The following is a 22638-nucleotide window of genomic DNA, read 5'->3' as shown; positions in this document are numbered from 1 at the left end:
CGGGTTTGCTGGGGGCTTACGTTATAGCTCGATGAATGGCTCTTAAAATGCTGATGGTTGGATGGACTACCGTTGATGTCCGCATTGGCCGAATTTCGGCCGTAGCGGACAATTTGTTTTGGATCTTGAACGTCTCATTCCAAACTCAAGGAGACTTTAAATAACGCCTTAATTAAGCCGCGCCGTGAACCGTGTAGGCTCAAATGAGTTGTTAGACCTCTATTCCGCGGAAGGATAAGGCCCGTGTGTACTCTCCGAAGACTCCCGCTGCGGTCAGGTCATTCCGTAGATATATTTGCTCCGACGGGCAAGCAAACGAATCACTAAGTTCAAACTTAATTTCTGAGCAGTCCGCTGTAGAAAGGCCAAGCGCAGTGCCGATAATGCGGCGAGAGCCGCCCTCTGGGTTAGTCGCACTTGGCGCCAGGAGCGCTAAATTAAGTTGGTGATACGCGAATCCCAGAAAGAGAACCCTAGGTGCAAATCCAAGTGCCGCCCTAATGAGTGCAAGGTCTGATGAGTCTGGATCCGTGCCCTCCGTGAAAGTCTTTATCCCATCCTTCAATCTAAGCAGTTGGTCCACACTCGGATCCACACCGTAATCGACATGCTCAGACTGATTCTGCCAAGGTAACTCTCCAACTGATCCGTAAGGATGATATATGCGTATACGCGCTATTAACGCAGCTGCACGTTGATCGCTGACCTTGTAGTAGTTACGGAGGGCATAAAACAAATAGTGTTCGATGCAGCGATCGTAGTTAAAGACGATGAGGCTAATCGCTGAGAATCGCTCGTCAAGTTCATCCGCCGTACATCCATCGATTACTACGCGAAACAGAGCATCTAACCAAGTGTTTTGAGTACGATTAAAGTCCAAACCTTCTCTCGCGTTATCACGTCTGATATATAACGAGCTACTTGCCTCAGCTTGTAGAATAGCGCGGACGATCGCCAGCTTACCGCACGTCTCAATACGGCTATCACCACGCTGCGTGTGAATGAATTGATCTATTGATGGGGCTTGCGGCAGTGAGTCTCTGATCCGCCAGGCTGCACGCAGGTATTCGTTAGCATCTTCATTTTTTGGGCGGCACATTCGGCGAAGCGCCTCCATGATCACATGATCACCAGTTTGCTTCCCTGTACGGCTCTCGAAGCGAATATCTAGAAGCCCGCTAATTTGAGCCTTTAATTCGCTTCCGATTGGCAAAAAATATTCCTTGCTGGCGCCAGCGCCAACTACGATCGCAAGCTTCTTTTGATCTGCCATAATGCCCCCTTCGAGGTACAACTCGAATCATAAGAACTTGAAGAGAAACCAACCCTGGTCATTTGTTACCAGCTCAAAAGCATATCACTCGATTCCGAAGTCTGCTTTCGCCAGTAACTCAGACGCTTCATCGGTCAATCTCAAAGTGCGCTCCGGCCGATTACCTGTCATTGCGACATCACCTCTAATCTCCAAGCTTCAACACCGTTTCCCGAAGGTCAATACGGCATTTTTAGTGAAGTTCTCTAGCATCTGCCGAATTTCATATCTCTGTGCCCAAAAATACATGGTTCGCACTGGAATTGACAAAATCAGCCCGAATCATTTTGTCGTTCCCTCAATCCGGTCAATGATCTCGGCCAACCCATAGGCACATCCAAGGCACAACTTAGGCACATCCTAGTAATAGTCAAATTCCATCCCGAAGGTCACGAATTTCCGAAAATTCCGAACAAAAATTCGCTTCAATAACTCGAAAATTCACGACCTTCAGGTTGATTTCCCAAACGGTCATTGGGCACAAAAATGTGAACCGGAGAATTCAGGAAATTTTTACAGATGTGCCCTGTTGACCGTTATTGGGTTTGACCGAAGGTCACAAAAGGGAAGGCGGGCTAAATCGGGGTTGGGCACCAGTTGGGCACATTTTGGGCACACGCTGTGGGCGGTCCAGAAAACAAAAAAACCAACCACCGCTAAGTGATTGGTTTTAATGATAAAAATTTGGTTGCGGGGGCAGGATTTGAACCTACGACCTTCGGGTTATGAGCCCGACGAGCTGCCAGACTGCTCCACCCCGCGTCTGGTAAGAACGAAACTATAGCGGGTTTTTACCTTGTGTGCAAGTGCACAAACGCATGCAAACGCCTAAACCGCGGCTCAAAAACCTTTATCCTACTGAAACCACAAGAAAAACCCGCAGTAAAAAATGTTTAAAAAATTTCTGAAAAACCTTTCTGACAAGCCTGAATTCATGCGCAGGGCCATGAATTTTTACGCACCTTTGCGCGGCGCTGGCATTCATGTACATCACATCAGTGCCAATTTCGAAGAAGTCGAAGTGCACATGCCACTCACGCGTCGCAACAAGAACATCATGGGTACGCAGTTTGGCGGTTCGCTCTACGCCATGGCCGATCCCTTTTACATGCTCATTCTCATGAAGCGCTTGGGCAGTCGCTACCATGTGTGGGATCAGGAGGCCAACATTCGTTTTGTTGCACCAGGCAACGCCTTGGTCAAAGGCGTATATCAAGTCGACGATCGAACACTGGAAGAAATCAAAGCCAAAGCGGCCACAGGCGAAAAGGTTTTGCACACCTTCGAGACCGACATCACCCACGCCGATGGCTCGGTTGTCGCACACGTCACCAAAGTGCTCTATATTCGCCTGAAGAAGCAGTACCGTCCCAACCCCAACTAAAGCAGCATCATGTCAAAACCTGAATACGCCAACCTGCCCGTGTGGCCAGAAGCCGATACCCCTTGCGTGGGTTTTTGTTCAACCAATCTTGGAGACGACATTTGCATGGGCTGCGGTCGCACTCTAGACGAAGTCGATGGTTGGCTGTTCAAAAGCGACGAGGAGAAAGAGGCCATCTGGAACCGCATCCGCCAAGCGGGTGTTGGCTATCGCTGGGAAAGCTGAAATAGCAAGCGTTGATGGTCTCTAGAGCCCATGCTCAGTTTTTAATCAACCAACCAAAAACTGCACAAAATCAACAGGCTGAAAATTTTATCCACAGCGAATAGGGAAGGTTTTCCCCGCCCAGTGTGGATAAGTTCCATAAGCCTCGGGGTAAGCCACAGTGGGGATGTTCGGTGCACTTTGTTCCGGCAATCTATGAATGTCTCCGACCCTCCGTGGGTTACTTTCAGATACGGCTTGCCACGGTGAGCCGTTTTTTTTGAAATTAATTGTGTGATCAAGTGGTTGCTGAGCGGTGGATAACGTGGTTACAATGCGCCATCGGTTTATAAAATGCCTGTCGCGCAACTCGTTTCACGCTGCGCCCCTGCACCCCGCTGGCAACAGCCACATCGGCCTGCAGGACCAATCGGCACTATTTCCCTATCAACACCTGAATTTCTTTAAGTGAGTCCGCCTGGATGGATCCCCAGCGCGCTAAAAACATATTAGAAGCAGCATTGCTGTGTTCGGTCGAGCCCATTGCCGTCAAGGAATTGATGCGCCTGTTCGATGATGCAATTGATGCGTCCGTGGTCACCACCTTGTTGGAAGACCTGCGTCGAGATTGGACTCACAAGGGTCTGGAACTTGTGCAAGTCAAAACGGGTTGGCGTTTCCAAACCCGCGAGGACGTCAAACGTTACCTCGAACAAATGAATCCCGAGAAGCCCCCGAAGTACTCAAGGGCAACCATGGAGACCCTGGCAATTATTGCCTACAAGCAGCCGGTTACCCGGGGCGACATCGAGTCCATTCGTGGGGTCACCGTGTCTACCCAGGTCATGAAGGCGCTCGAGGATCGCGGCTGGATCGAGTCAATCGGCCATCGCGATGCGCCGGGGCGCCCAGCACTGTGGGCAACCACGCCCCAGTTTTTGGCTGACCTGAATTTGGCCAGCCTAAGCGACTTGCCAGCACTGGACGATGAAAAAGACCAACAGCTGGCTGATGAATTACAGAAAGTCATTCCATTTGATCTGGATGACAGCGAAACAGCGGAAAACGATGAGAACCAACAAGCGCAAAGCAACTGAAACACTCGACAGCAACCCGATTCCCGAGCAGGCGGCAGTCAGCATCGACAGCGAAAGTCATGATCTGGAATGGGGCGAAGTGCTGGATCAGGTCGAAGGCCTGAAGTCTGAAGAGGGTGGAGGCGCGGGCAAGAACCGCAGCAAGCTGAATGTGCGGCTAGACCCCGAATTGGCGCCCAAGTTGCACAAGGTATTGGCCGATTCCGGTATGGGTTCTCGTCGCGAAATGGAAGAGCTGATTGTTGCAGGTCGAGTTTCGGTCAATGCTGAACCTGCCCACCTGGGCCAGCGTGTGTTGCCCACCGACCAGGTGCGTGTCAATGGCAAGCTGATTCAGCGCAAAAACAAATCCAAACCACCACGGGTGCTTATTTATCATAAGCCCGCCGGCGAAATTGTGTCCATGGACGACCCCCAAGGCCGTACCACCGTATTTCAGAAATTGCCGAAAATTTCAAACGGCAAGTGGATTGCTGTAGGCCGCCTCGATTTCAACACCGAGGGCTTATTGCTGTTTACCTCCTCGGGCGAGTTGGCCAACCGTTTAATGCACCCGCGTTACGAAGTGCAGCGTGAGTACGCTGTGCGTATTCTGGGTGAGCTCTCTGAAGAACAACGCCAGCAATTGCTCACTGGCATTCAGCTTGAAGACGGCCCTGCCAAGTTCCTCTATGTGGATGCTGCTGGTGGCGAAGGTGCCAACCGCTGGTACAAAGTGGGCTTGAAAGAAGGGCGCAACCGAGAGGTTCGCCGCATGTTTGAGGCATGTAACCTGACCGTAAGCCGCCTGATTCGCACACGTTTTGGCGACATCCTGATGCCCTCCACCTTGAAACGTGGCCGCCACATGGAAATGGAAGCACTTGAGGCCATGTCCTATATGCAGTCCTTGGGCTTGAAGGTGGATGAGTCTGCCCAAGAGGGCGCCATTCGCCGTGACAAAAAGAACATTGGCTCGAAAAACAACAAGCGTCGCAACGGTCAACCCCTGATAGATCCGGGTTTGGCCTTTACAACGCCAACCCAAACTTACCTCACCGTGTCTGGCGCAGCAGCGGCCGCCGCTTTGAGCAACCAGAACAACTTGTCTTCTGCCGGGGGTTCAGCCCGGCGAGGTGGCGGTGGTGACCGAAACGGCAACAGAACCGGTGCCAATGGCAATGGTGCAGCTCCAGCTGGAAAGTTTGCTGGCACAGGTAAGCGCCCCTCAGGGCCACGCAGTGCGGGTCCGCGGTCTGGTGGTCCTTCTGCCGGGCGCGGTCCTGGGCGCGGCAATGAGGGTGGAAATGGTGCAGCCCAGAAACCCCAGCAGCGCAGACGCCGGAAGGCACCGGCCGCGTAGTTCTCCGCACCGGAAATTACTTGAAAATAAAGGCAGTTTCGGTTATTCTCTGAGGCTGCCTGAGCGCCCACTCCAAAAAGGGTGTCTCAAATGAAGTGGGCTTACAGGCCCATTTTTTTTTGGCGAGGCGGTTTTAAGTAAGCAAATGAAGTGAACAAGCGAAGCGAACAGACATAAAAGGTTAAGAACGTTGAAAGGCGAAGTGATCAATCCTGAAGAATTTGTTGGCAATTCATGGTCTGGCGTGTGGTCAGAATCCTGGGTTACCGAAGCCGACGCCGTGATCGCCTCTCTGGGCCTTGAAGTGGCTGATATTGAGCGCGAGGGCAATGGTCTGTTGCGCATCATGATCGATTCACCCACTGGCGTTACCGTTGAAGATTGCGAAAAGGTCAGCCACCAGCTTACCCACCTGTTCACCGTCGAAAACGTCAACTACGAGCGGCTCGAGATTTCCTCGCCGGGTGTTGATCGCGTTTTACGCCGCAAAAAAGATTTCGAACGGTTTTTGGATCAAGAGGTGTCCCTGAAATTCAAACGGGCCATCAACAATCAAAAACAGTTCAAAGGTGTATTGCAAAAGGGCAAAGAGCAAACCTGGGGAGTTCTGGTGACTCCCGATGGTAAAAATGCCGAACCCTATTTGCTTGATTTTGAAATAACTGATTTGGCGGGTGCCCGTCTGGTCCCCCATCTAAAGTTTTAGGAGCCCTGGAATGAGCCGTGAGTTGCTTTTATTAGTTGATGCGTTGGCGCGCGAGAAGAATGTGGACAAAGACATCGTCTTTGGTGCGCTCGAATTGGCATTGGCTTCCGCAACCAAGAAGCGCTTCGATGAAGAAGTGGATGTCCGCGTGTCCATTGACCGCGACACAGGCGACTACGACACTTTCCGCCGCTGGGAAGTGGTCACAGAAGAAGATTTCTACGACCCCGCCTACCAAATGGTTCTAGACCAGGCCTTGAAACACGATGCTGAAGCCGAAATGGGCGACTTCATCGAAGAGGAACTTGAGCCTGTTGAGTTTGGCCGAATTGGTGCACAAGCAGCCAAGCAGGTCATTTTACAGCGCGTTCGCGACGCCGAGCGCGAGCAAATTTTGCAAGACTTTCTCGACCGTGGCGACAAAATCGTGATTGGTCAGGTTAAGCGCATGGAGCGTGGTGACGCCATTGTTGAAAGTGGCCGTATCGAAGCCCGCTTGCCCCGTGATCAAATGATTCCTCGCGAAAGCCTGCGTCCGGGTGACCGCGTGCGTGCCTACCTGTGGAAGGTTGATCGCATGGCCCGTGGTCAGCAAGTCATTCTGTCACGCACTTCGCCCGAGTTCATTAAAGCCTTGTTTGCCATGGAAGTGCCTGAAATTGAGCAAGGCCACCTTGAAATCAAGGGTGCTGCCCGCGATCCTGGCATGCGCGCCAAAATCGCCGTGTTGGCCCACGACCGTCGCATTGATCCAATCGGCACTTGTGTGGGCGTGCGTGGTTCTCGCGTTCAGGCCGTTACCCAGGAATTGGGCGGCGAGCGTGTGGACATCGTGTTGTGGTCTGAAGATCCAGCCCAATTTGTAATCGGCGCCTTGTCGCCTGCTACTGTTCAATCCATTGTTGTGGATGAAGACCAGCATGTGATGGAAGTGGTGGTGGACGAGGCCGAACTGGCGCAAGCCATTGGCCGCAGCGGTCAGAATGTGCGTTTGGCTTCCGACCTCACCGGCTGGCAAATCAATATCATGACACCCGAAGAATCGGCCAAGCGTTCCGAAGAAGAAATCGGCAAGTTGCGTGAATTGTTCACGAGCAAGCTGGATGTGGACGAGGAAGTGGCCAACATTCTGATCGAAGAAGGCTTCACCGGTCTTGAAGAAGTGGCCTACGTACCCATCGCTGAAATGCAGGAAATTGAAGCATTTGACGCAGACACTGTCGAAGAACTGAGAACCCGTGCCCGCAATGCATTGTTGACCGAGGCAATTGCCCGTGAAGAAATGGTTGAGGGTGCGGGCGATTTGATGTCCATCGAAGGTGTGGATGCCGATCTGGTTGGCAAATTGGCAGCCGCTGAAATTTCTGACCGTGAAGGTTTGGCCGAATTGGCAGTCGATGAATTGGTTGAAATTGCAGGAATTGAAGAAGATCGTGCCCGCGACATCATTATGAAAGCGCGAGCACACTGGTTTGAATAATACAAACCGCATTGAGTAGAGTCGAATCGGGCCACTCGGCCCGGTCAGCAAGGGAATTTGAAGGAATAGTAGATGACCAGTACCACAGTCGCACAGTTTGCAGCAGAGTTGAAAATGCCCGCCGATGTTCTTTTGGAGCAGTTGAAGTCTGCTGGCGTGAGCAAAAATTCTGAGGCAGATGCAGTTACTGAAGCGGACAAGGGAAAGCTTTTGGAAAGCCTGAGAAAGGCGCACGGATCTGAAAGCGGTCAGAAGAAAATTACCCTCACCCGCAAGCAGACCAGTGAAATCAAACAGGCTGGCCCTGGCGGCCGCGCGCGCACAGTGCAGGTTGAAGTGCGCAAGAAGCGTGTGTTCGTTCAGCGTGCCGAGAAAGCAGGTGAAAGCGAGCCAGTCATGGAAGCTCAGCTTGAACCCGCAGAACAAGCCCGCCGCGACGCTGAAGCCCAGCGCCAGGCCGAGTTGAAGGCACGCCAGGAAGCAGAACTGAAAGAAAAACAAGCCAAGCTTGAGCAAGAGCGCGAGCGCGAACTGAAGCTTCAGGAAGAAGCGCGTCAGCGTGCCGAAGAAGAGCGCCTTGCTCACGAAGCTGTGGAACAAGCCAAGGCCGAAAGCGCCGAGCCTGCCAAGGCTGAAGAAGAAACTGACGTTAAAGATGAAGCCGCGCAAGCCGCACGTGCCCAAGAAGCGAAGGCTCGCGAACAGCGTGCTGCCGATGCGTTGAAGGCCGAGCAAAAGGCCAAAAAGGCCGCTGAGGACGCAGCAAAAGCCAGCGCGAATCAAGAGCGTGCACGCAAGGCGGCAGAAGCTGAGGTTGCGGCAATTAACCGCATGATGTCCCAGCCATCCAAAGTCATGAAGGCTGAGGAGCCGGTTGAGCCTCCCAAGCCGGCCGCGACAATCAAGAAGCCTGAGAAAGCCATTGTTGCTGTCACTGAAGAGGATTCAGCTGCCGAGCGTGGTCGCAAAGGTGTTCGCGCTGCGGGTGCAAAGGAAGAACCAGGCCGCCGCCGTGGTGGTTTGAAAACACGTGGTGAAACCGGTGTTGGCCGCACAGGCGCTGGTGGCTGGAAGGGCCCCAAGGGCAAAAACAACCGCCACAGTCAAGAACAAAGCAACTTCAATCAGCCCACTGAACCTGTGGTTCGCGATGTTCACGTGCCAGAAACTATTACTGTGGCCGACCTGGCGCATAAAATGTCGGTGAAGGCTGCTGAGGTAATCAAGTGTTTGATGAAGATGGGCCAAATGGTGACCATCAACCAGGTGCTCGACCAAGACACCGCCATGATTGTGACTGAAGAATTGGGTCACAAGGCCATTGCAGCCAAGCTCGACGATCCTGAAGCCATGATCGAAGAGGCAGGCGTTGCGCATTCCGAGGCGCCTTCAGTGCCGCGCGCGCCAGTCGTTACCGTGATGGGTCACGTTGACCACGGTAAAACTTCACTGCTTGACTACATTCGCAGTGCAAAAGTGGCCTCTGGTGAAGCTGGCGGCATTACGCAGCACATTGGTGCTTACCACGTTGAAACGGAACGCGGCATGATCACCTTCCTGGATACCCCAGGTCACGAGGCGTTTACTGCCATGCGTGCCCGTGGTGCCAAGGCAACCGACATTGTGATTCTGGTCGTATCCGCCGATGACGGCGTGATGCCCCAAACCATTGAAGCGATTCACCATGCCAAGGCAGCCAATGTGCCTTTGGTTGTGGCTATCAACAAAATCGACAAGCCCGATGCCAACCCAGAGCGTGTGAAGCAGGAATTGATCACACACTCTGTGGTCCCTGAGGAATACGGCGGCGATTCACCCATGGTTCCTGTGTCTGCGAAAACCGGCAAGGGCATTGACGACTTGCTGGAACAAGTGTTGTTGCAAGCCGAAGTGATGGAACTGAAAGCCCAGGTTGATGCGCCGGCCAAAGGTCTGGTCGTTGAATCCCGACTGGACAAGGGCCGGGGCCCAGTGGCCACCGTGTTGGTTCAAAGCGGTACCTTGAAGAAAGGCGACGTGGTGCTGGCAGGTTCTGCATTTGGCCGAGTACGTGCCATGGTTGACGAAAACGGTCGTTCTATTGATTCCGCCGGCCCGTCCATCCCTGTAGAAATTCAGGGTTTGAGCGATGTACCTGCGGCAGGCGAAGAAGTGATTGTGTTGCCAGACGAACGCAAGGCCCGTGAAATTGCCTTGTTCCGTCAGGGCAAGTTCCGCGACGTGAAGCTGGCCAAGCAACAAGCCGCCAAGCTTGAAAACATGTTCGAGCAAATGGCCGAGGGCGAAGTTAAGAGCCTGGCTGTGATTTTGAAGGCCGATGTACAGGGTTCACAAGAAGCGCTGTCACACGCCCTGCAAAAACTGTCAACCGACGAAGTCAAGGTGCAAGTGGTGCACGCGGCAGTGGGTGGCATCAGCGAATCAGACGTCAACCTCGCAGTGGCCTCCAAAGCAGTCATCATCGGCTTTAACGTGCGTGCCGATCAAGGTGCCCGTAAAACAGCCGAGAACAACGGTGTCGATATTCGCTACTACAACATCATTTATGACGCAGTAGACGAGATTAAGGCCGCCATGACCGGCATGCTGACGCCCGACAAGAAAGAGGAAATCATCGGTAACGTGGAAATCCGCGAAGTGTACAAGATCTCCAAAGTGGGTTCTGTCGCTGGTTGTATGGTGACAGATGGTGTTATTCGTCGCGGTGCTGGCGTTCGCTTGTTGCGCGACAACGTGGTGGTGTGGACAGGTCAGTTGGCCTCGCTCAAGCGATTCAAAGACGACGCCAAAGAAGTGCGTCAGAACTTTGAGTGTGGCTTGCAACTGCACAACTACGACGACATCCAGGTTGGCGACATTCTGGAAGCATTTGAAGTGAAGGAAGTGGCCCGTACACAGCTGTAATTGCTGCCCGGGTTTGAAAAGGAAAGTATGCGTCACAAGAAAAAAGCACCAGCCAGAGGTATTCGGGTTGCCGAGCAAATCCAGAAAGACCTGGCTGAGCTGATTCCCCGTGAGTTGAGAGACCCACGGCTTGGGTTTGTCACAATCACTGATGTGGAACTGACGCCCGATTACGCCTACGCAACCGTGTATTTCTCGGTGTTGACTGGTTCAGCTGAAACCACTGAAGAAGCATTGAATGATTCTTCGGGTTATTTGCGCAATTTGATTTTCAAGAAGCTGCACATTCACACTGTGCCTACCTTGCGTTTCAAACACGACCAATCGGTGGAGCGTGGGGCTGAAATGTCTCAAATCATCGACCGGGCGCTGAAAGGCGAGGGCGGTGGTGCCACGAATTCGGATGGTGGTGGCGACGGTGGCGGAGACTAAGAAACAAAAGCGTGCCTTGTCGGGTGTGCTGTTGTTCGATAAATCAACTGGTTTCTCGTCCAATCAAGCCCTGCAAATTGTAAAGCGCTTGTACAGAGCTGAAAAAACCGGTCACACCGGCACGCTAGACCCGCTCGCAAGCGGTTTGCTGCCATTGATGTTCGGTGAGGCCACCAAGTTTGCAGCAGATCTAATCGATGCCAGCAAAACCTATCGCACCAAGGTGCGGCTTGGGTTTTCAAGCAACACGGGTGACGCCGAGGGAGAATTGACGAAAGTCAGTACCCGCGCCCTTGAAAGCATCAACTTGGATGAGGTAAAACAAGTGTGCGCGCAGTTTGTTGGTGAAATTCAACAGACGCCACCCATGTTTTCTGCATTAAAGAAAGACGGCAAGCCTTTGTACGAGTATGCTCGCGAAGGCATTGAATTGGACAGACCCGCTCGGACCCTTTTGATCCATCAATTGGATGTCATGAAAGTCGAGCACAATACAATCCATGGTGAAAGCAGTTGCACCATTGAACTGGAAGCGAATTGCAGCAAAGGCACCTATGTGCGCACCTTGGGCGAAGACATCGCCAAGGCCTTGGGCACAGCGGGCTATCTCACGGAATTGCGCAGAACGGCAATTGGTGACTTGAAAGTGGAACGTGCGTACACCCTGGATGCACTTAAGGTGCTTGGTGAATCGGAAACCCCCTTTGACGCTTTGGATGCGGTGCTTTTCCCGGTAGATGCCCTTTTGGGCAGCTTGGGCAAAGTCGAATTGAACAATGAGTTTGCGCGGCGGTTTTCGCACGGGCAACGGTTGCCACTGAGCCTGGTTGATGCCAAGCCAGGGCGAGTGCGGGTGTACGGAGAAACGTCTGCACAGGATGTGAACACCGAAGTTAGCAATACAGCCTTCAAAGGCAATTCCCGATTCATGGGAACAGGCATTTTAGAAACGGATGGGAAGGGCGCCTTGCTTCGACCCGACAGATTGATTCAGGTAAATCTATGACACGCGCATTACGTAACGTTGCAATTATCGCCCACGTGGACCACGGCAAAACCACATTGGTAGACCAACTTCTTCGCCAATCCGGCACCTTCCGCGAGAACGAAAAGCTCGAAGAACGCGTGATGGACAGCAACGACATTGAAAAAGAACGTGGCATCACGATTCTGGCCAAGAACTGCGCGGTTGAATATGAAGGCACCCACATTAACATTGTTGACACCCCAGGACACGCCGATTTCGGTGGTGAAGTGGAGCGCGTGTTGTCGATGGTTGACTCGGTTTTGCTGTTGGTGGACGCCGTTGAAGGCCCGATGCCCCAAACACGTTTTGTTACCCGCAAGGCTTTGGCCCTGGGTTTGAAGCCTATCGTGGTGGTGAACAAGGTAGACCGCCCAGGTGCGCGCGTTGAATGGGTGATTGACCAAACTTTCGACTTGTTCGACAAACTGGGTGCAACCGACGAGCAACTGGACTTCCCGATTGTGTATGCATCCGGTTTGAACGGCTATGCAGGCGACACACCCGATGTGCGTGAGGGCACCATGCGCCCATTGTTTGAAGCCATTTTGAAGTATGTACCTGTGCGTGATGATGACCCCAATGGTCCATTGCAGTTTCAGATCACCTCGCTTGACTACAACAGCTACGTGGGCAAGATCGGCATTGGCCGAATCAAGCGCGGAACCGTGCGTGTGGGTCAACAGGTTACTTGTGTTAACGGGCCAGACGGCACACCATTCAATGGTCGAATTAACCAGGTTCTCAAATTCCGCGGTCTGGAACGTGTTCAGGAAGAACAAGCTCAGGCTGGTGACATTTGCCTGATCAACGGCATCGAGGAAATCGGCATCGGTACCACCATTTGCGCCACTGACGCAGTGGAAGGCCTGGAAATTCCGGCAATTGACGAGCCCACATTGACCATGAACTTCATGGTGAACACCTCGCCATTGGCTGGCCGTGAAGGCAAGTTTGTAACCAGCCGGCAGTTGCGTGACCGCTTGCAGCGTGAATTGAAGGCCAACGTGGCTCTGCGTGTGAAAGACACCGACGACGATACCGTGTTTGAAGTGTCGGGTCGTGGTGAATTGCACTTGACCATTTTGCTGGAAAACATGCGTCGTGAAGGCTATGAATTGGCTGTTTCCCGCCCACGCGTGGTGTTCAAGGAAATTGATGGCGTGAAATGCGAGCCCTACGAAATGTTGACCGTGGATGTGGAAGACTCACACCAGGGCGGCGTGATGGAGGAATTGGGTCGCCGCAAGGGTGATTTGCTCGACATGTCTCCCGATGGCAAAGGCCGGGTTCGTCTGGAATACAAAATTCCGGCTCGCGGCCTGATTGGTTTCCAGGGCGACTTCATGACCCTGACACGCGGTACCGGCCTGATTAGCCATGTGTTCGACGAATATGCACCCGTGCGTGAAGGCGGTTCAGCCGAGCGCCACAATGGCGTGCTGATTTCTCAAGACGATGGCGATGCGGTGGCCTATGCTTTGTGGAAACTGCAAGACCGTGGCCGCATGTTTGTGTCCCCGGGCGAGGCCCTGTATGAAGGTATGGTGATTGGTATTCACAGCCGGGACAACGACTTGGTTGTGAATCCGATCAAGGGCAAGCAACTGACCAACGTTCGTTCATCGGGTACTGACGAGGCCGTTCGCCTGGTACCGCCGATTCAGATGAACCTGGAATACGCGGTGGAGTTTATTGCAGAAGACGAATTGGTAGAAATTACTCCCAAGAACATTCGCATTCGCAAGCGCTTCCTGAAAGAACATGAGCGCAAGCGCGCAAGCCGCGACGCAGCATAAGTTTTGTTTGGCTGAAAGGCCAGATTCAAAAGGGGCGTGGCTTTGGCCTCGCCCTTTTTGTTTGTAGAATCCAGACCATGACATTCAAACCCAGAATTCTCTCTGTTGCCCCCATGATCGACTGGACCGATCGGCATTGCCGTCGGTTTCACCGTGCGATCAGCCAGCACACCTGGCTTTACACCGAAATGATCACCACGGGTGCGCTTGTGTTTGGCGACAGAAAACGTTTTCTCGCTTTCAACGAAGAAGAGCATCCGGTTGCGTTTCAGATCGGCGGAAGCGATCCTGTTCATATGGCGCAATGCGCGAAATGGATTGAAGAAGCCGGTTACGACGAATTGAACATGAATGTGGGTTGTCCTTCGGAGCGTGTCCAAAAGGGATCGTTTGGCGCTTGCCTGATGGCGGAACCCGACTTGGTGGCCGACTGCGTGAAAGCCATGCGGGATGCCTGCTCGATCGATGTGACTGTGAAGCACAGGATTGGGCTTGATTACGATGAAAGCGAAACCATACTGTATGACTTTGTGGGCAAGGTGAGTGAAGCGGGTTGTAATACCTTCATTGTGCATGCGCGCAATGCGGTGCTGAAAGGCCTGTCACCAAAGGAGAACCGCGACATTCCTCCGTTGCGTTACGAGGTGGTAAAACGCCTGAAACAACATTTCCCGCACCTTCAAATCATTCTGAACGGGGGAATTACAACCCTCGAGTCGATTCAAACCCACTTGGAATGGGCCGACGGTTGCATGATTGGTCGAGAGGCCTATTCCAACCCGTGGCTATTGGCCGGGTTTGACGAAATCATCGACCAACCGATCAAACCAAAAACCCGTTTGGATGTTATTGATGAATTGCGCGCTTATGCTGAGCAGGAGTTGCGAAAAGGTGAAAGCATCCGAAGCATTACGAAATCCTGGTTGGGTCTGTTTCACGGCCAAGCAGGTGGAAGGCTTTACCGTCAGGTGTTGTCCGATTCAACACTGCTGAAGGCCAACAGCTGGCAGGTGGTTGAAGATGCGCTGGCGAAAATGCTCAAGCACGCAGCCTGAGCCGGCATTACAGCAAAACCAGCTTGCCGGGGTTCAGCAGGTTTTTAGGATCCATGGCCTGTTTGATGGCCTTGAATGCAGCATAGTTGCTGGCACTCGTAATATCTCGCAGTAGTTCGGCTTTCAACTGCCCAATGCCATGTTCAGCCGATACGGTGCCGCCGCACCGCAGAATCGCGTCGTGCACCAAATTGTTGAGCAAAGTTTGGTGTTGTTTCAGAAATTCTGCAGAGTCGCTGCCTGTTGGGGCTGACAAATTGAAGTGCAGGTTGCCATCGCCCAAATGGCCAAACAGCACTGGCTGAACATCGACACCATGCTCCGCAATGTCATTCAGGGCCATGTCGTGGAATGTCGGCAGCTGCGACACCGCACACGCCACATCATGTTTCACATTCAAACCCGCTTTGGCTTGTGCCTCGGATATGTTTTCTCGCAAGGCCCAAAAGGTTTCAATGTCTCGCCCGCTTTGGGCGATTGCGATATTGCGTACTCCGGGTAGCTCTTCCAACATCGTCTCGAGTGTTCTGGTAACTTGTTCACGCAAGGCTGTTTCGGAACCCAGTGAGGTAAATTCGGCCAGCACATGGTCTACTGCGCCTGGGCAGGTTGGCGCACGGGCAGGAAAATGGCTTTGAACCACATCAATTGCATTGGCGTTCATCCATTCGTAGCTGCTGAGTTCACCAAACAAGCGGCTTTGTATGAAGCCCAATGCGTCCACAGCAGTTTGAATGTTGTCCACATTCAGCCACGCTACGCAGCGGCTTTTGGGGGCAGGGTACACCTTCATGCAGGCAGTGATTACAATTCCCAGAGTACCTTCCGAGCCAATCAACAAATGGCGCAGATCATAGCCAGTGTTGTTTTTGCGAAGTCCCCGCAAGTCGCCGCACAACTCGCCCTGTGCATTCACATACTCCAGCCCAAGGCACAATTCACGTGTATTGCCATAACGCAGCACCGCCACGCCCCCTGCATTGCTGGCCAGGTTGCCGCCCAGGGTGCATGTGCCTTCAGAGGCCAGGCTCAAGGGAAACAGAAAGCCGTGTGCCTCTGCGTACTCCTGTATTTCGTGCAGTGTGTAACCTGCACTTGCGGTCAGGGTCAGGTTGCTTTCATCCAGCTTGAGTACCTCGCGAATGCGTCCTGTTTTAAGAATCACATGAGGTCGTTTTTCCGCGTTGTTATGTGCCACGGGCACCGCACCACCCACTAGGCCAGTGTTGCCGCCTTGGGTTGAGATGGCCACATTGAATGCATCGCATGTTTTTACAATCGCCTGTACCTGTCGTGTATTCATGGGTTCCAGAACAGCCAGCGCAGTGGTGCAGTAGCGTTTGCGCCAGTCGGTACAGGTTTGGGCAATGTAGGCTGCCTCAGTATTAATCAGCAGCCCTGGAACCTGTTTGCGCAATTGTTCAAGAAATTCATTCATGCGTTCAAGCAACCTTGGTTTTAGGTACTTTGTAGGTACGGGCAAACACGCTGACGCTGGCAAAAAGCACGATGGTCAAAAGCACTTCCAGCCCTGCCATTAACTGCGAGGCCAGCGCCGGGTCAGAAGTTGCGCGTGTGGCACCTTCTGCAAAGTATAGCCACAGCAGCAGTGATGTGGCTTGGTAGGTTCGCACGCGTTGTTTGAATATGCCGGGCACCACCAGCAGCAAAGGCAAAACCTTCAGCACAAGCCAGCTGCCGCCGGGGCGAATGGGTGCAACGAAAAGCTCCCAAGCCACGCACAGGGCAATTAATGCCAACAGGCTGCTGACAGTTGCCCAGTAGGCTTTCTTGCGGGTCGAATCAACTTCAGAGGTGCTGCTCATCAAGATTTATCCATGTGTTGTAGTGCCAGTGCTGCTTTGGCAAGGCGCGCGCCTTGCACGCGTGCCAGCGTTTTTTCATGTTCAGAAATTGGGTGCTGGCCTTGTCCACCCGCCCAATGGGTCACGCCATAGGGCGTGCCGCCAGTGCGGGTGTCATTCAAAGCTTGCTCGGAATAGGGAATGCCCAGCCAAAGCATGCCATGGTGTATCAAGGGCAAAGCCATGCTGGTCAGCGTGGTTTCCTGCCCACCATGCAAACTGCCAGTGCTGGTAAACACGCAAAAGGGTTTGTTGATCAAATCGCCAGCCAGCCAGGTTCCAACCGTACCATCCAGAAAATACTTCATGGGGGCGGCCATGTTGCCAAACCGTGTCGGTGAGCCCATGGCAAGGCCAGCGCATTCTTTCAAGTCAGCCGGCTCTGCATAGGGTGGGCCCTGTTCGGGAATGTCGGATTCAGTGGCTTCTGTGTTCGCAGATACCGCGGGTACTGTTCGAATTCTTGCCGAAACACCTTTCACGGAGTCTACGCCCTGTGCAATTTCGCGGGCCAACTGCGCAGTTGCGCCATGGCGGCTGTAATACAAGACCAATACTTCAATCATGCTTAGGGGTTATCATGGGGACTGTTGGAAACCCTATTGTATCGAAGCGCATGAGTTCAGCCGCACCTTCCGAAACAACTGAGACCAAGAGTTTCAAAGCCATCGGCAAATCGACCGAAGAGAGTCAAACACGCCGCGCACGCTTTATGCGCGGTGCTCGCCGTGCATTCAGTGTGGCTGATGTTGAGCTGTCGCCGCTGAATTTGCGCTGGTGGATCGCATTTACACGCTTGGTGAGCCAGCGCATCAGCGAGCAGCGCTTGCCGCAGGTTGCTGCCAGCCTTACCTTTACCACGGTGCTTTCCTTGGTGCCATTGGCCACGGTGGTATTGGCAATATTCACGGCATTTCCGATGTTTGATCGGTTGCAGTTATCGCTTCAAGGCTATTTGATCGACAGTTTTTTTCCCGAAACCTTGTCTGAAACCATTTTGACTTACGTCACCCAGTTTTCTGACAAAGCCAAGGGGCTGACCGCAATTGGTATTGTGTTTCTGGTGATTACTGCATTAACCACCATGTTCACAGTGGATAGGGTTTTCAATCAAATCTGGAACGTGAAGCGTCAACGTTCGATCATGAACAAGGTGGTGTTGTATTGGGCGGTCTTGTCGCTGGCACCAGTGCTGATCGGGCTGAGCATCAGCGTATCCACTGCACTGATCGGTGAAACCATGGCGGGTGTGAACCCTGTGTTGGGCGGCATGTTTCCCGCCCTTAATCTGATACCGCTGACTTTGACGGTGCTGGCTTTTGCCTTTATTTATCGCATTGTTCCGAATAGGGCTGTGCATTGGAAAGACGCCTTGGTGGGCGGGGTGCTGGCTGCGGTTTTGTTTGAAATCTCCAAGCGGGCGTTTGCGGCTTACATCACGCATTTTCCAAGTTACACGGCTTTGTATGGCGCTTTGGCGGCATTTCCAATCTTTTTGCTCTGGATTTACGTGAGTTGGATTATTGTGTTGCTGGGGGCCAGCACCGTTGCGGCTTTGCCTGTGGCCCGCACTGGTTATTGGAACCCTAGTAACCGCCCCGGTGAAAGGTGGTTGCAAGGTTTGAGTGTTTTGGTTGAACTGGAAAAGTCGCGGCAGCAGGAAAAGCCGGGCATGACCATGGAAGAGTTGCGGGTGTTTGCCAAGGTGCCGCCCGACCAACTGGACGAGATCCTGAGCTTGTTGATTGACCATGGAGTGATCGGTCTTCTGGCGATTGTGCGGGGTGATGATCGCTTTGCCCTGATTTGCGACCCCGCCAATATCAGCGCCGAAGTGGTGGCAAAAGCGCTTTGGTACGATCCCTCACTGACCTCGGAATGGGCTACTCGCTTGCCTCAGTCCACCGCGAGGCTGACCGAGTTTCAGGAGGAGTTCATTCGGCGCCCCCGCTTGTCTCAATGGCTTGAGTTAACCCCTTGTTAAGCGAGTGATGTCAACGGGAATCACTCTCTGGCGTTGGATTTGAACTTTTTGTGAAAAAAGAGTGTCCATATCAACAAAAGAAGGGCTTACGTTTGGCACCCATAAGCGCTTTCTGTAAACTAAGCGTGACGAGCCAAAAGCTCTGACATTTAATAATATCAACACAGTCTGGAGCTGTTATGAGTAACAAAGGGCAACTACTACAAGACCCCTTCCTCAATTTGCTGCGCAAAGAGCATGTACCCGTGTCCATTTATCTGGTCAACGGCATCAAGCTTCAAGGCCAAATCGAGTCTTTTGATCAATACGTGGTTCTGCTGCGTAATACCGTAACCCAAATGGTCTACAAGCACGCAATTTCAACAGTGGTGCCCGGCCGTTCAGTGACATTCACCCCCGAGGTGAAGGAGTAACCTTATCTTCACTTGCCAATTTTTCCGCGGTTTGAAATGACGCGTAGTTCCCTGGTTGCACTTGACCTAGGTCAACACGAGTTCCGCGAAAGTGTCGATGAGCTTGCCCTACTGGCCACCTCTGCGGGTGCAGAGGTGATCGGCGTTTTCGTGTCCAAACGGCGTTCCCCTGACTCAGCCACATTCATTGGCTCGGGCAAGGTGCAGGAAATACTTGCGCATTGCGAGACCGAAGAAGTCGAACTTGTTATTTTCAATCACAGCCTGAGTCCTGCTCAACAGCGAAATCTTGAAAATGCGCTTGGGCGTCGTGTAATCGACCGAACAGGCTTGATTCTCGATATTTTTGCCATTCGGGCACGCAGTTTTGAGGGCAAATTGCAGGTTGAATTGGCCCAGCTTCAGTACATTGCCTCGCGCTTAGTGCGCGGCAACGCAAATTTATACGGCCAGCAGGGTGGTATCGGCATGCGTGGTCCAGGTGAAACCCAGCTGGAAACAGACCGCCGCCTGATCGGCGTGAAGGTCAAGCAACTGAAAACCAGGCTCGAGAAGCTTCAGAAGCAGCGCCAAACTCAGCGCCGTCAACGCGAGCGGCGAGGGCAGTTTACGGTTGCGATCGTGGGCTACACCAATGCCGGTAAAAGCACTTTGTTCAATGCCATTGCTAGCGACAAGGCGTATGCCGCCGACCAACTGTTTGCCACATTGGACACGACCACACGCCGTGTGTGGCTTGCACCCAAGGTGGACATGGCCTTGTCGGATACCGTTGGGTTTATTCGCGATTTGTCACATTCCCTGGTAGATGCCTTCAAGGCCACTTTGGAAAGTGCGGTGCATGCCGATGTGTTGTTGCATGTTGTCGATGTGAGCTCGCCGGTTCGGCACAGTCAAATCGATGAAGTCAACAAAGTGTTGCAGGAGATTGAAGCGGGGGATGTTCCACAGGTGATCATCTGGAACAAAATAGACGCCTGCGAGCGTTCCGTGGAAGTCGAGCGCGACGGCGATGGTAAGATTTTGTCCGTGGCGGTGAGTGCGCGCTACGGGCTTGGCATTGCAGAATTGCGTGAATGTCTGACTGAACTTGCTGGCAACTTTTATGCTCAAAGTCGGGGTGCAGACACGCAGTCAGATGAATTGCAGTGGGCCTGAACGTCAACAATTAATTTTTCAGCAGTAGGAACAAGCATGTCAATGAATGATCCGGATTGGGGCAGAAATTCATCGGGTAATCAAAACAACGATGAACCCGTGAAGCCTCAAGATCAAGACAATCGCCGTCCCGGTGGCCGTCAAGATGGTCCTCCCGATCTTGATGAACTATGGCGCGACTTCAACAGCAGGTTGAATCGCCTGTTCGGCAAGAAGGGCGGCAATGGCGGTGGCCCGCGTGGTCCACTCGGCGGTGGCGGCAGTGGTGGTTCAAGCATAGAAAATGCCGGCAAGGGTTTCACTGCCGTGATCGTGGTTGCGGTGCTGGTGTGGCTGGCGAGCGGCTTTTACATTGTTCAGGAAGGTCGTGAAGGCGTGGTATTGCAGTTTGGTAAATACCACCACACTTCTATGCCAGGCTTCCAATGGCGCCTGCCTTATCCGATCCAGTCGCACGAGGTGGTGAACTCCTCCCAAGTGCGCATTGTTGAAGTGGGTTATCGCAACGACGTGAAAAGCAAGGTACTGCGCGAAGCGCTGATGCTGACTGAAGATGAAAATATCATCGACATTCAGTTTGCGGTTCAATACCGCCTGAAAGATGCGGGTGATTACCTGTTCAACACCATTGATCCCGACGAAACCGTGAAAATGGCTGCTGAAACGGCCATTCGCGAGGTGGTGGGCCGCAGCAAAATGGACTTTGTGCTGTACGAAGGCCGAGAGCAAATCGCCTTGAACACGGCCGAAGTGATGCAGGAAATCCTGGACAAATACGGCACAGGTATTTTGGTATCGAGCGTGACGGTTCAAGGTGTTCAACCCCCGGAACAGGTTCAAGCAGCATTTGACGATGCCGTGAAGGCGGGCCAGGACCGCGAGCGTTTGAAAAACGACGGTGAGGCTTATGCAAACGACGTGATTCCGCGTGCCCGAGGCAATGCAGCCCGCTTGCTGGAAGAGGCGAATGGTTATCGCGAACGCGTAGTTGCCCAGTCCGAGGGCGATTCAGCTCGCTTTAAGGCAATTTTGACCGAATACGAGAAAGCGCCCAAAGTAACGCGTGATCGCTTGTACATCGACGCGATGCAGGAAATTTATACCAACGTGACCAAGGTTATTGTGGACTCCAAGGGCAACAGTCAGCTTCTGTACCTGCCACTGGATAAGTTGATTGAAAAAACGGGAGCGTCATCGGGTTCGGAAAGCAGCAGTGCGACATCTGCCGCCGCTGCTGCCAAAGCCGCCGAAACCAGCCCATCTGCGCCACGTGCTGCCAATGATGGATTTGACACTAGCATTCGCGATGCCATGCGCAATCGCGACCGGGGAGCTCGTTAATCATGCCTAAGATTTTTGTAGTAGTAGCGGCTGCGTTGATTGGCTTTTTTGTGGCCAACACCTGCCTTTATGTTGTGGATCAGCGCCAATACGCCATCGTGTTTGCCTTGGGGCAGGTTGAGGAAGTGCGTCAGGAGCCCGGTTTGTACTTTAAACTGCCAGCACCTTTCCAGAATGTTATTTTTCTGGACAAGCGGATTCAAACCATTGACACACCCGAACCTGAGCGTTTCATTACTTCCGAGAAGAAAAACCTCTTGATTGATTCTTACATCAAGTGGCGAATTATTGATCCTCGTTTGTATTTTGTTCGCTTGAGCGGAGATTCTCGCCTGGCACAAAGCCGCATGTCTCAGGTGGTCAAGTCGGCTTTGAACGAGGAAATTACCAAGCGTACCGTGCCGCAAATGGTTTCCGGCGAGCGCACTACGGTCATGAACACAGTGGTGGAAAAGGTCAAGGATGAAGCGGCGGAAATTGGCGTGGAGATTCTGGATGTTCGCTTGAAACGCGTGGATTTGCTGCCTGAAGTCAGTGAGTCCGTGTTCCGCCGTATGGAAGCAGAACGTAAGCGGGTGGCCAACGACTTGCGCGCCACAGGTGCAGCGGAAGCTGAGCAAATTCGTGCGGATGCAGACCGCCAGGTTGTTGTAATTTTGGCCGAAGCCTACAGAGAAGCACAAACTATCAAGGGGGAGGGTGATGCAAAGGCCGGTTCGATTTATAATGCCGCTTTTGGTCGCAATCCCGAGTTCTATTCCTTTTATCGCAGTCTGGATGCCTATAAGAAGTCTTTGACATCCAAGTCTGATGTGATGGTGGTTGATCCGCAGTCTGATTTCTTCAAGTTTTTGCAGAAAACGCAATAACTTGGGCTTTCGTGCGCTTGCGTTGGTTAATCACCCTCGCTTGAAAGGTCTGGCTCTGGGAAAGTTGATATGAGCGAGACCTTTTGGTTGGCTTTGGCCCTCGTGTTCATTCTCGAGGGCTTTATGCCTTTTCTGTTTCCAAAACAATGGAAAGAGACCTTTCTCAAGATTGCCTCGCTCACAGAAGGTCAAATACGATTTGTGGGGCTGGTGGCGATTCTCATCGGTATCACGCTTTTTTTGTTGTAGAACACTCGTTTAAGAGTTGG

General features: G+C 52.7%; 21 protein-coding genes and 1 tRNA gene. 17 read left to right on the top strand and 5 right to left on the bottom strand.

The features are described from left to right. Positions 1-211 precede the first annotated feature (211 nt). Together PY990_RS09390 and PY990_RS09385 are read right to left on the bottom strand one after the other, a co-directional pair. The gene (locus PY990_RS09390; protein WP_275271381.1) at positions 212-1273 is read right to left on the bottom strand and encodes a hypothetical protein; all 1062 of its coding nucleotides are present in this window, start codon (positions 1271-1273) and stop codon (positions 212-214) included. Between the two features lie 724 nt (positions 1274-1997). Then, positions 1998-2074, bottom strand: a tRNA-Met gene (locus PY990_RS09385). Positions 2075-2201: 127 nt separating this feature from the next. Here PY990_RS09385 and PY990_RS09380 point away from each other — a divergent pair. From PY990_RS09380 to dusA, 11 genes are all read left to right on the top strand, one after another. Further along, positions 2202-2696, top strand: coding sequence for a DUF4442 domain-containing protein (locus PY990_RS09380; RefSeq protein WP_275271380.1), 495 nt, complete (start codon positions 2202-2204; stop codon positions 2694-2696). A gap of 9 nt (positions 2697-2705) precedes the next feature. Then, positions 2706-2921: a DUF1289 domain-containing protein gene (locus PY990_RS09375; RefSeq protein ID WP_229544902.1), complete on the top strand. Its 216-nt coding sequence runs from the start codon at positions 2706-2708 to the stop codon at positions 2919-2921. A 461-nt stretch (positions 2922-3382) separates the two neighbouring features. Next, positions 3383-3997 (top strand): SMC-Scp complex subunit ScpB, encoded by a 615-nt coding sequence (scpB, locus tag PY990_RS09370; protein WP_105029431.1) that lies wholly within the window; start codon positions 3383-3385, stop codon positions 3995-3997. Beyond that, positions 3969-5339, top strand: a complete 1371-nt coding sequence (rluB, locus tag PY990_RS09365) for a 23S rRNA pseudouridine(2605) synthase RluB (RefSeq protein WP_275271379.1) — start codon at positions 3969-3971, stop codon at positions 5337-5339. Before scpB ends, rluB begins: the two co-directional genes overlap by 29 nt. 202 nt (positions 5340-5541) lie before the next feature. Then, positions 5542-6045, top strand: a complete 504-nt coding sequence (gene rimP / locus PY990_RS09360) for a ribosome maturation factor RimP (RefSeq protein ID WP_275271378.1) — start codon at positions 5542-5544, stop codon at positions 6043-6045. A 10-nt stretch (positions 6046-6055) separates the two neighbouring features. Continuing rightward, positions 6056-7525, top strand: coding sequence for a transcription termination factor NusA (gene nusA, locus PY990_RS09355; protein ID WP_105029429.1), 1470 nt, complete (start codon positions 6056-6058; stop codon positions 7523-7525). 72 nt (positions 7526-7597) lie between these two features. Further along, positions 7598-10429 (top strand): translation initiation factor IF-2, encoded by a 2832-nt coding sequence (gene infB / locus PY990_RS09350; protein ID WP_275271377.1) that lies wholly within the window; start codon positions 7598-7600, stop codon positions 10427-10429. A 27-nt stretch (positions 10430-10456) separates the two neighbouring features. Beyond that, on the top strand, positions 10457-10861 hold the full coding sequence (gene rbfA, locus PY990_RS09345; RefSeq protein ID WP_275271376.1) for a 30S ribosome-binding factor RbfA: 405 nt from the start codon (positions 10457-10459) through the stop codon (positions 10859-10861). Beyond that, on the top strand, positions 10833-11867 hold the full coding sequence (gene truB / locus PY990_RS09340; protein ID WP_413789518.1) for a tRNA pseudouridine(55) synthase TruB: 1035 nt from the start codon (positions 10833-10835) through the stop codon (positions 11865-11867). The genes rbfA and truB overlap by 29 nt, the downstream gene beginning before the upstream one ends. Continuing rightward, entirely contained in the window at positions 11864-13684 is a 1821-nt protein-coding gene (gene typA, locus PY990_RS09335; protein WP_171099657.1) for a translational GTPase TypA, read from the top strand. The genes truB and typA overlap by 4 nt, the downstream gene beginning before the upstream one ends. Before the next feature lie 77 nt (positions 13685-13761). Further along, positions 13762-14739 (top strand): tRNA dihydrouridine(20/20a) synthase DusA, encoded by a 978-nt coding sequence (dusA, locus tag PY990_RS09330; RefSeq protein ID WP_275271374.1) that lies wholly within the window; start codon positions 13762-13764, stop codon positions 14737-14739. Positions 14740-14746: 7 nt separating this feature from the next. Here dusA and PY990_RS09325 read toward each other — a convergent pair whose 3' ends face one another. Genes PY990_RS09325 through wrbA form a run of 3 tightly spaced genes read right to left on the bottom strand, consistent with a single transcriptional unit; the run spans position 14747 to position 17170 of the window. Then, positions 14747-16177: an FAD-binding oxidoreductase gene (locus tag PY990_RS09325; RefSeq protein ID WP_275271373.1), complete on the bottom strand. Its 1431-nt coding sequence runs from the start codon at positions 16175-16177 to the stop codon at positions 14747-14749. A 4-nt stretch (positions 16178-16181) separates the two neighbouring features. Further along, a complete protein-coding gene (locus tag PY990_RS09320) occupies positions 16182-16565 on the bottom strand; it encodes a DUF2069 domain-containing protein (RefSeq protein WP_275271372.1) in 384 nt (127 codons plus the stop codon). Then, positions 16565-17170 (bottom strand): NAD(P)H:quinone oxidoreductase, encoded by a 606-nt coding sequence (gene wrbA / locus PY990_RS09315; RefSeq protein WP_275271371.1) that lies wholly within the window; start codon positions 17168-17170, stop codon positions 16565-16567. The genes PY990_RS09320 and wrbA overlap by 1 nt, the downstream gene beginning before the upstream one ends. Before the next feature lie 50 nt (positions 17171-17220). Between wrbA and PY990_RS09310 the strand changes: the two genes are divergently transcribed. The 6 genes from PY990_RS09310 to PY990_RS09285 all read left to right on the top strand — a co-directional run bounded on the left by PY990_RS09310 (position 17221) and on the right by PY990_RS09285 (position 22618). Further along, entirely contained in the window at positions 17221-18588 is a 1368-nt protein-coding gene (locus PY990_RS09310) for a YihY family inner membrane protein (protein ID WP_275271370.1), read from the top strand. 179 nt (positions 18589-18767) lie between these two features. After that, complete coding sequence (gene hfq / locus PY990_RS09305; RefSeq protein ID WP_008248719.1) at positions 18768-19001, top strand: RNA chaperone Hfq; 234 nt, start codon at positions 18768-18770, stop codon at positions 18999-19001. A gap of 36 nt (positions 19002-19037) precedes the next feature. Further along, entirely contained in the window at positions 19038-20159 is a 1122-nt protein-coding gene (gene hflX, locus PY990_RS09300) for a GTPase HflX (RefSeq protein WP_275271369.1), read from the top strand. A 36-nt stretch (positions 20160-20195) separates the two neighbouring features. Then, positions 20196-21500 carry an FtsH protease activity modulator HflK gene (hflK, locus tag PY990_RS09295; protein ID WP_275271368.1) on the top strand — a complete coding sequence of 435 codons (1305 nt, stop codon included), beginning with the start codon at positions 20196-20198 and terminating at the stop codon, positions 21498-21500. A 2-nt stretch (positions 21501-21502) separates the two neighbouring features. After that, positions 21503-22369, top strand: coding sequence for a protease modulator HflC (hflC, locus tag PY990_RS09290; RefSeq protein ID WP_168427011.1), 867 nt, complete (start codon positions 21503-21505; stop codon positions 22367-22369). 69 nt (positions 22370-22438) lie between these two features. Beyond that, complete coding sequence (locus PY990_RS09285) at positions 22439-22618, top strand: DUF2065 domain-containing protein (protein ID WP_105029418.1); 180 nt, start codon at positions 22439-22441, stop codon at positions 22616-22618. Positions 22619-22638 lie beyond the last annotated feature (20 nt).

This window comes from Limnobacter olei (genome assembly GCF_029087225.1).
GTDB lineage: Bacteria > Pseudomonadota > Gammaproteobacteria > Burkholderiales > Burkholderiaceae_B > Limnobacter > Limnobacter olei.
The sequence above is the reverse complement of the archived record's forward strand: the minus strand, read 5'-3'. Positions and strand labels throughout refer to the sequence as shown.

Excerpts from the sequence above, each read along its gene's own strand:
- rbfA (WP_275271376.1), top strand. The coding sequence starts at position 10,457 with ATGCGTCACAAGAAAAAAGCACCAGCCAGAGGTATTCGGGTTGCCGAG.
- PY990_RS09375 (WP_229544902.1), top strand. The coding sequence starts at position 2,706 with ATGTCAAAACCTGAATACGCCAACCTGCCCGTGTGGCCAGAAGCCGAT.
- wrbA (WP_275271371.1), bottom strand. The coding sequence starts at position 17,170 with ATGATTGAAGTATTGGTCTTGTATTACAGCCGCCATGGCGCAACTGCG.
- PY990_RS09325 (WP_275271373.1), bottom strand. The coding sequence starts at position 16,177 with ATGAATGAATTTCTTGAACAATTGCGCAAACAGGTTCCAGGGCTGCTG.
- nusA (WP_105029429.1), top strand. The coding sequence starts at position 6,056 with ATGAGCCGTGAGTTGCTTTTATTAGTTGATGCGTTGGCGCGCGAGAAG.
- PY990_RS09285 (WP_105029418.1), top strand. The coding sequence starts at position 22,439 with ATGAGCGAGACCTTTTGGTTGGCTTTGGCCCTCGTGTTCATTCTCGAG.
- dusA (WP_275271374.1), top strand. The coding sequence starts at position 13,762 with ATGACATTCAAACCCAGAATTCTCTCTGTTGCCCCCATGATCGACTGG.
- PY990_RS09390 (WP_275271381.1), bottom strand. The coding sequence starts at position 1,273 with ATGGCAGATCAAAAGAAGCTTGCGATCGTAGTTGGCGCTGGCGCCAGC.
- hflC (WP_168427011.1), top strand. The coding sequence starts at position 21,503 with ATGCCTAAGATTTTTGTAGTAGTAGCGGCTGCGTTGATTGGCTTTTTT.
- PY990_RS09310 (WP_275271370.1), top strand. The coding sequence starts at position 17,221 with ATGAGTTCAGCCGCACCTTCCGAAACAACTGAGACCAAGAGTTTCAAA.
- scpB (WP_105029431.1), top strand. The coding sequence starts at position 3,383 with ATGGATCCCCAGCGCGCTAAAAACATATTAGAAGCAGCATTGCTGTGT.
- hfq (WP_008248719.1), top strand. The coding sequence starts at position 18,768 with ATGAGTAACAAAGGGCAACTACTACAAGACCCCTTCCTCAATTTGCTG.
- infB (WP_275271377.1), top strand. The coding sequence starts at position 7,598 with ATGACCAGTACCACAGTCGCACAGTTTGCAGCAGAGTTGAAAATGCCC.
- hflX (WP_275271369.1), top strand. The coding sequence starts at position 19,038 with ATGACGCGTAGTTCCCTGGTTGCACTTGACCTAGGTCAACACGAGTTC.
- truB (WP_413789518.1), top strand. The coding sequence starts at position 10,833 with ATGGTGGTGGCGACGGTGGCGGAGACTAAGAAACAAAAGCGTGCCTTG.
- rluB (WP_275271379.1), top strand. The coding sequence starts at position 3,969 with ATGAGAACCAACAAGCGCAAAGCAACTGAAACACTCGACAGCAACCCG.
- typA (WP_171099657.1), top strand. The coding sequence starts at position 11,864 with ATGACACGCGCATTACGTAACGTTGCAATTATCGCCCACGTGGACCAC.
- PY990_RS09320 (WP_275271372.1), bottom strand. The coding sequence starts at position 16,565 with ATGAGCAGCACCTCTGAAGTTGATTCGACCCGCAAGAAAGCCTACTGG.
- PY990_RS09380 (WP_275271380.1), top strand. The coding sequence starts at position 2,202 with ATGTTTAAAAAATTTCTGAAAAACCTTTCTGACAAGCCTGAATTCATG.
- hflK (WP_275271368.1), top strand. The coding sequence starts at position 20,196 with ATGTCAATGAATGATCCGGATTGGGGCAGAAATTCATCGGGTAATCAA.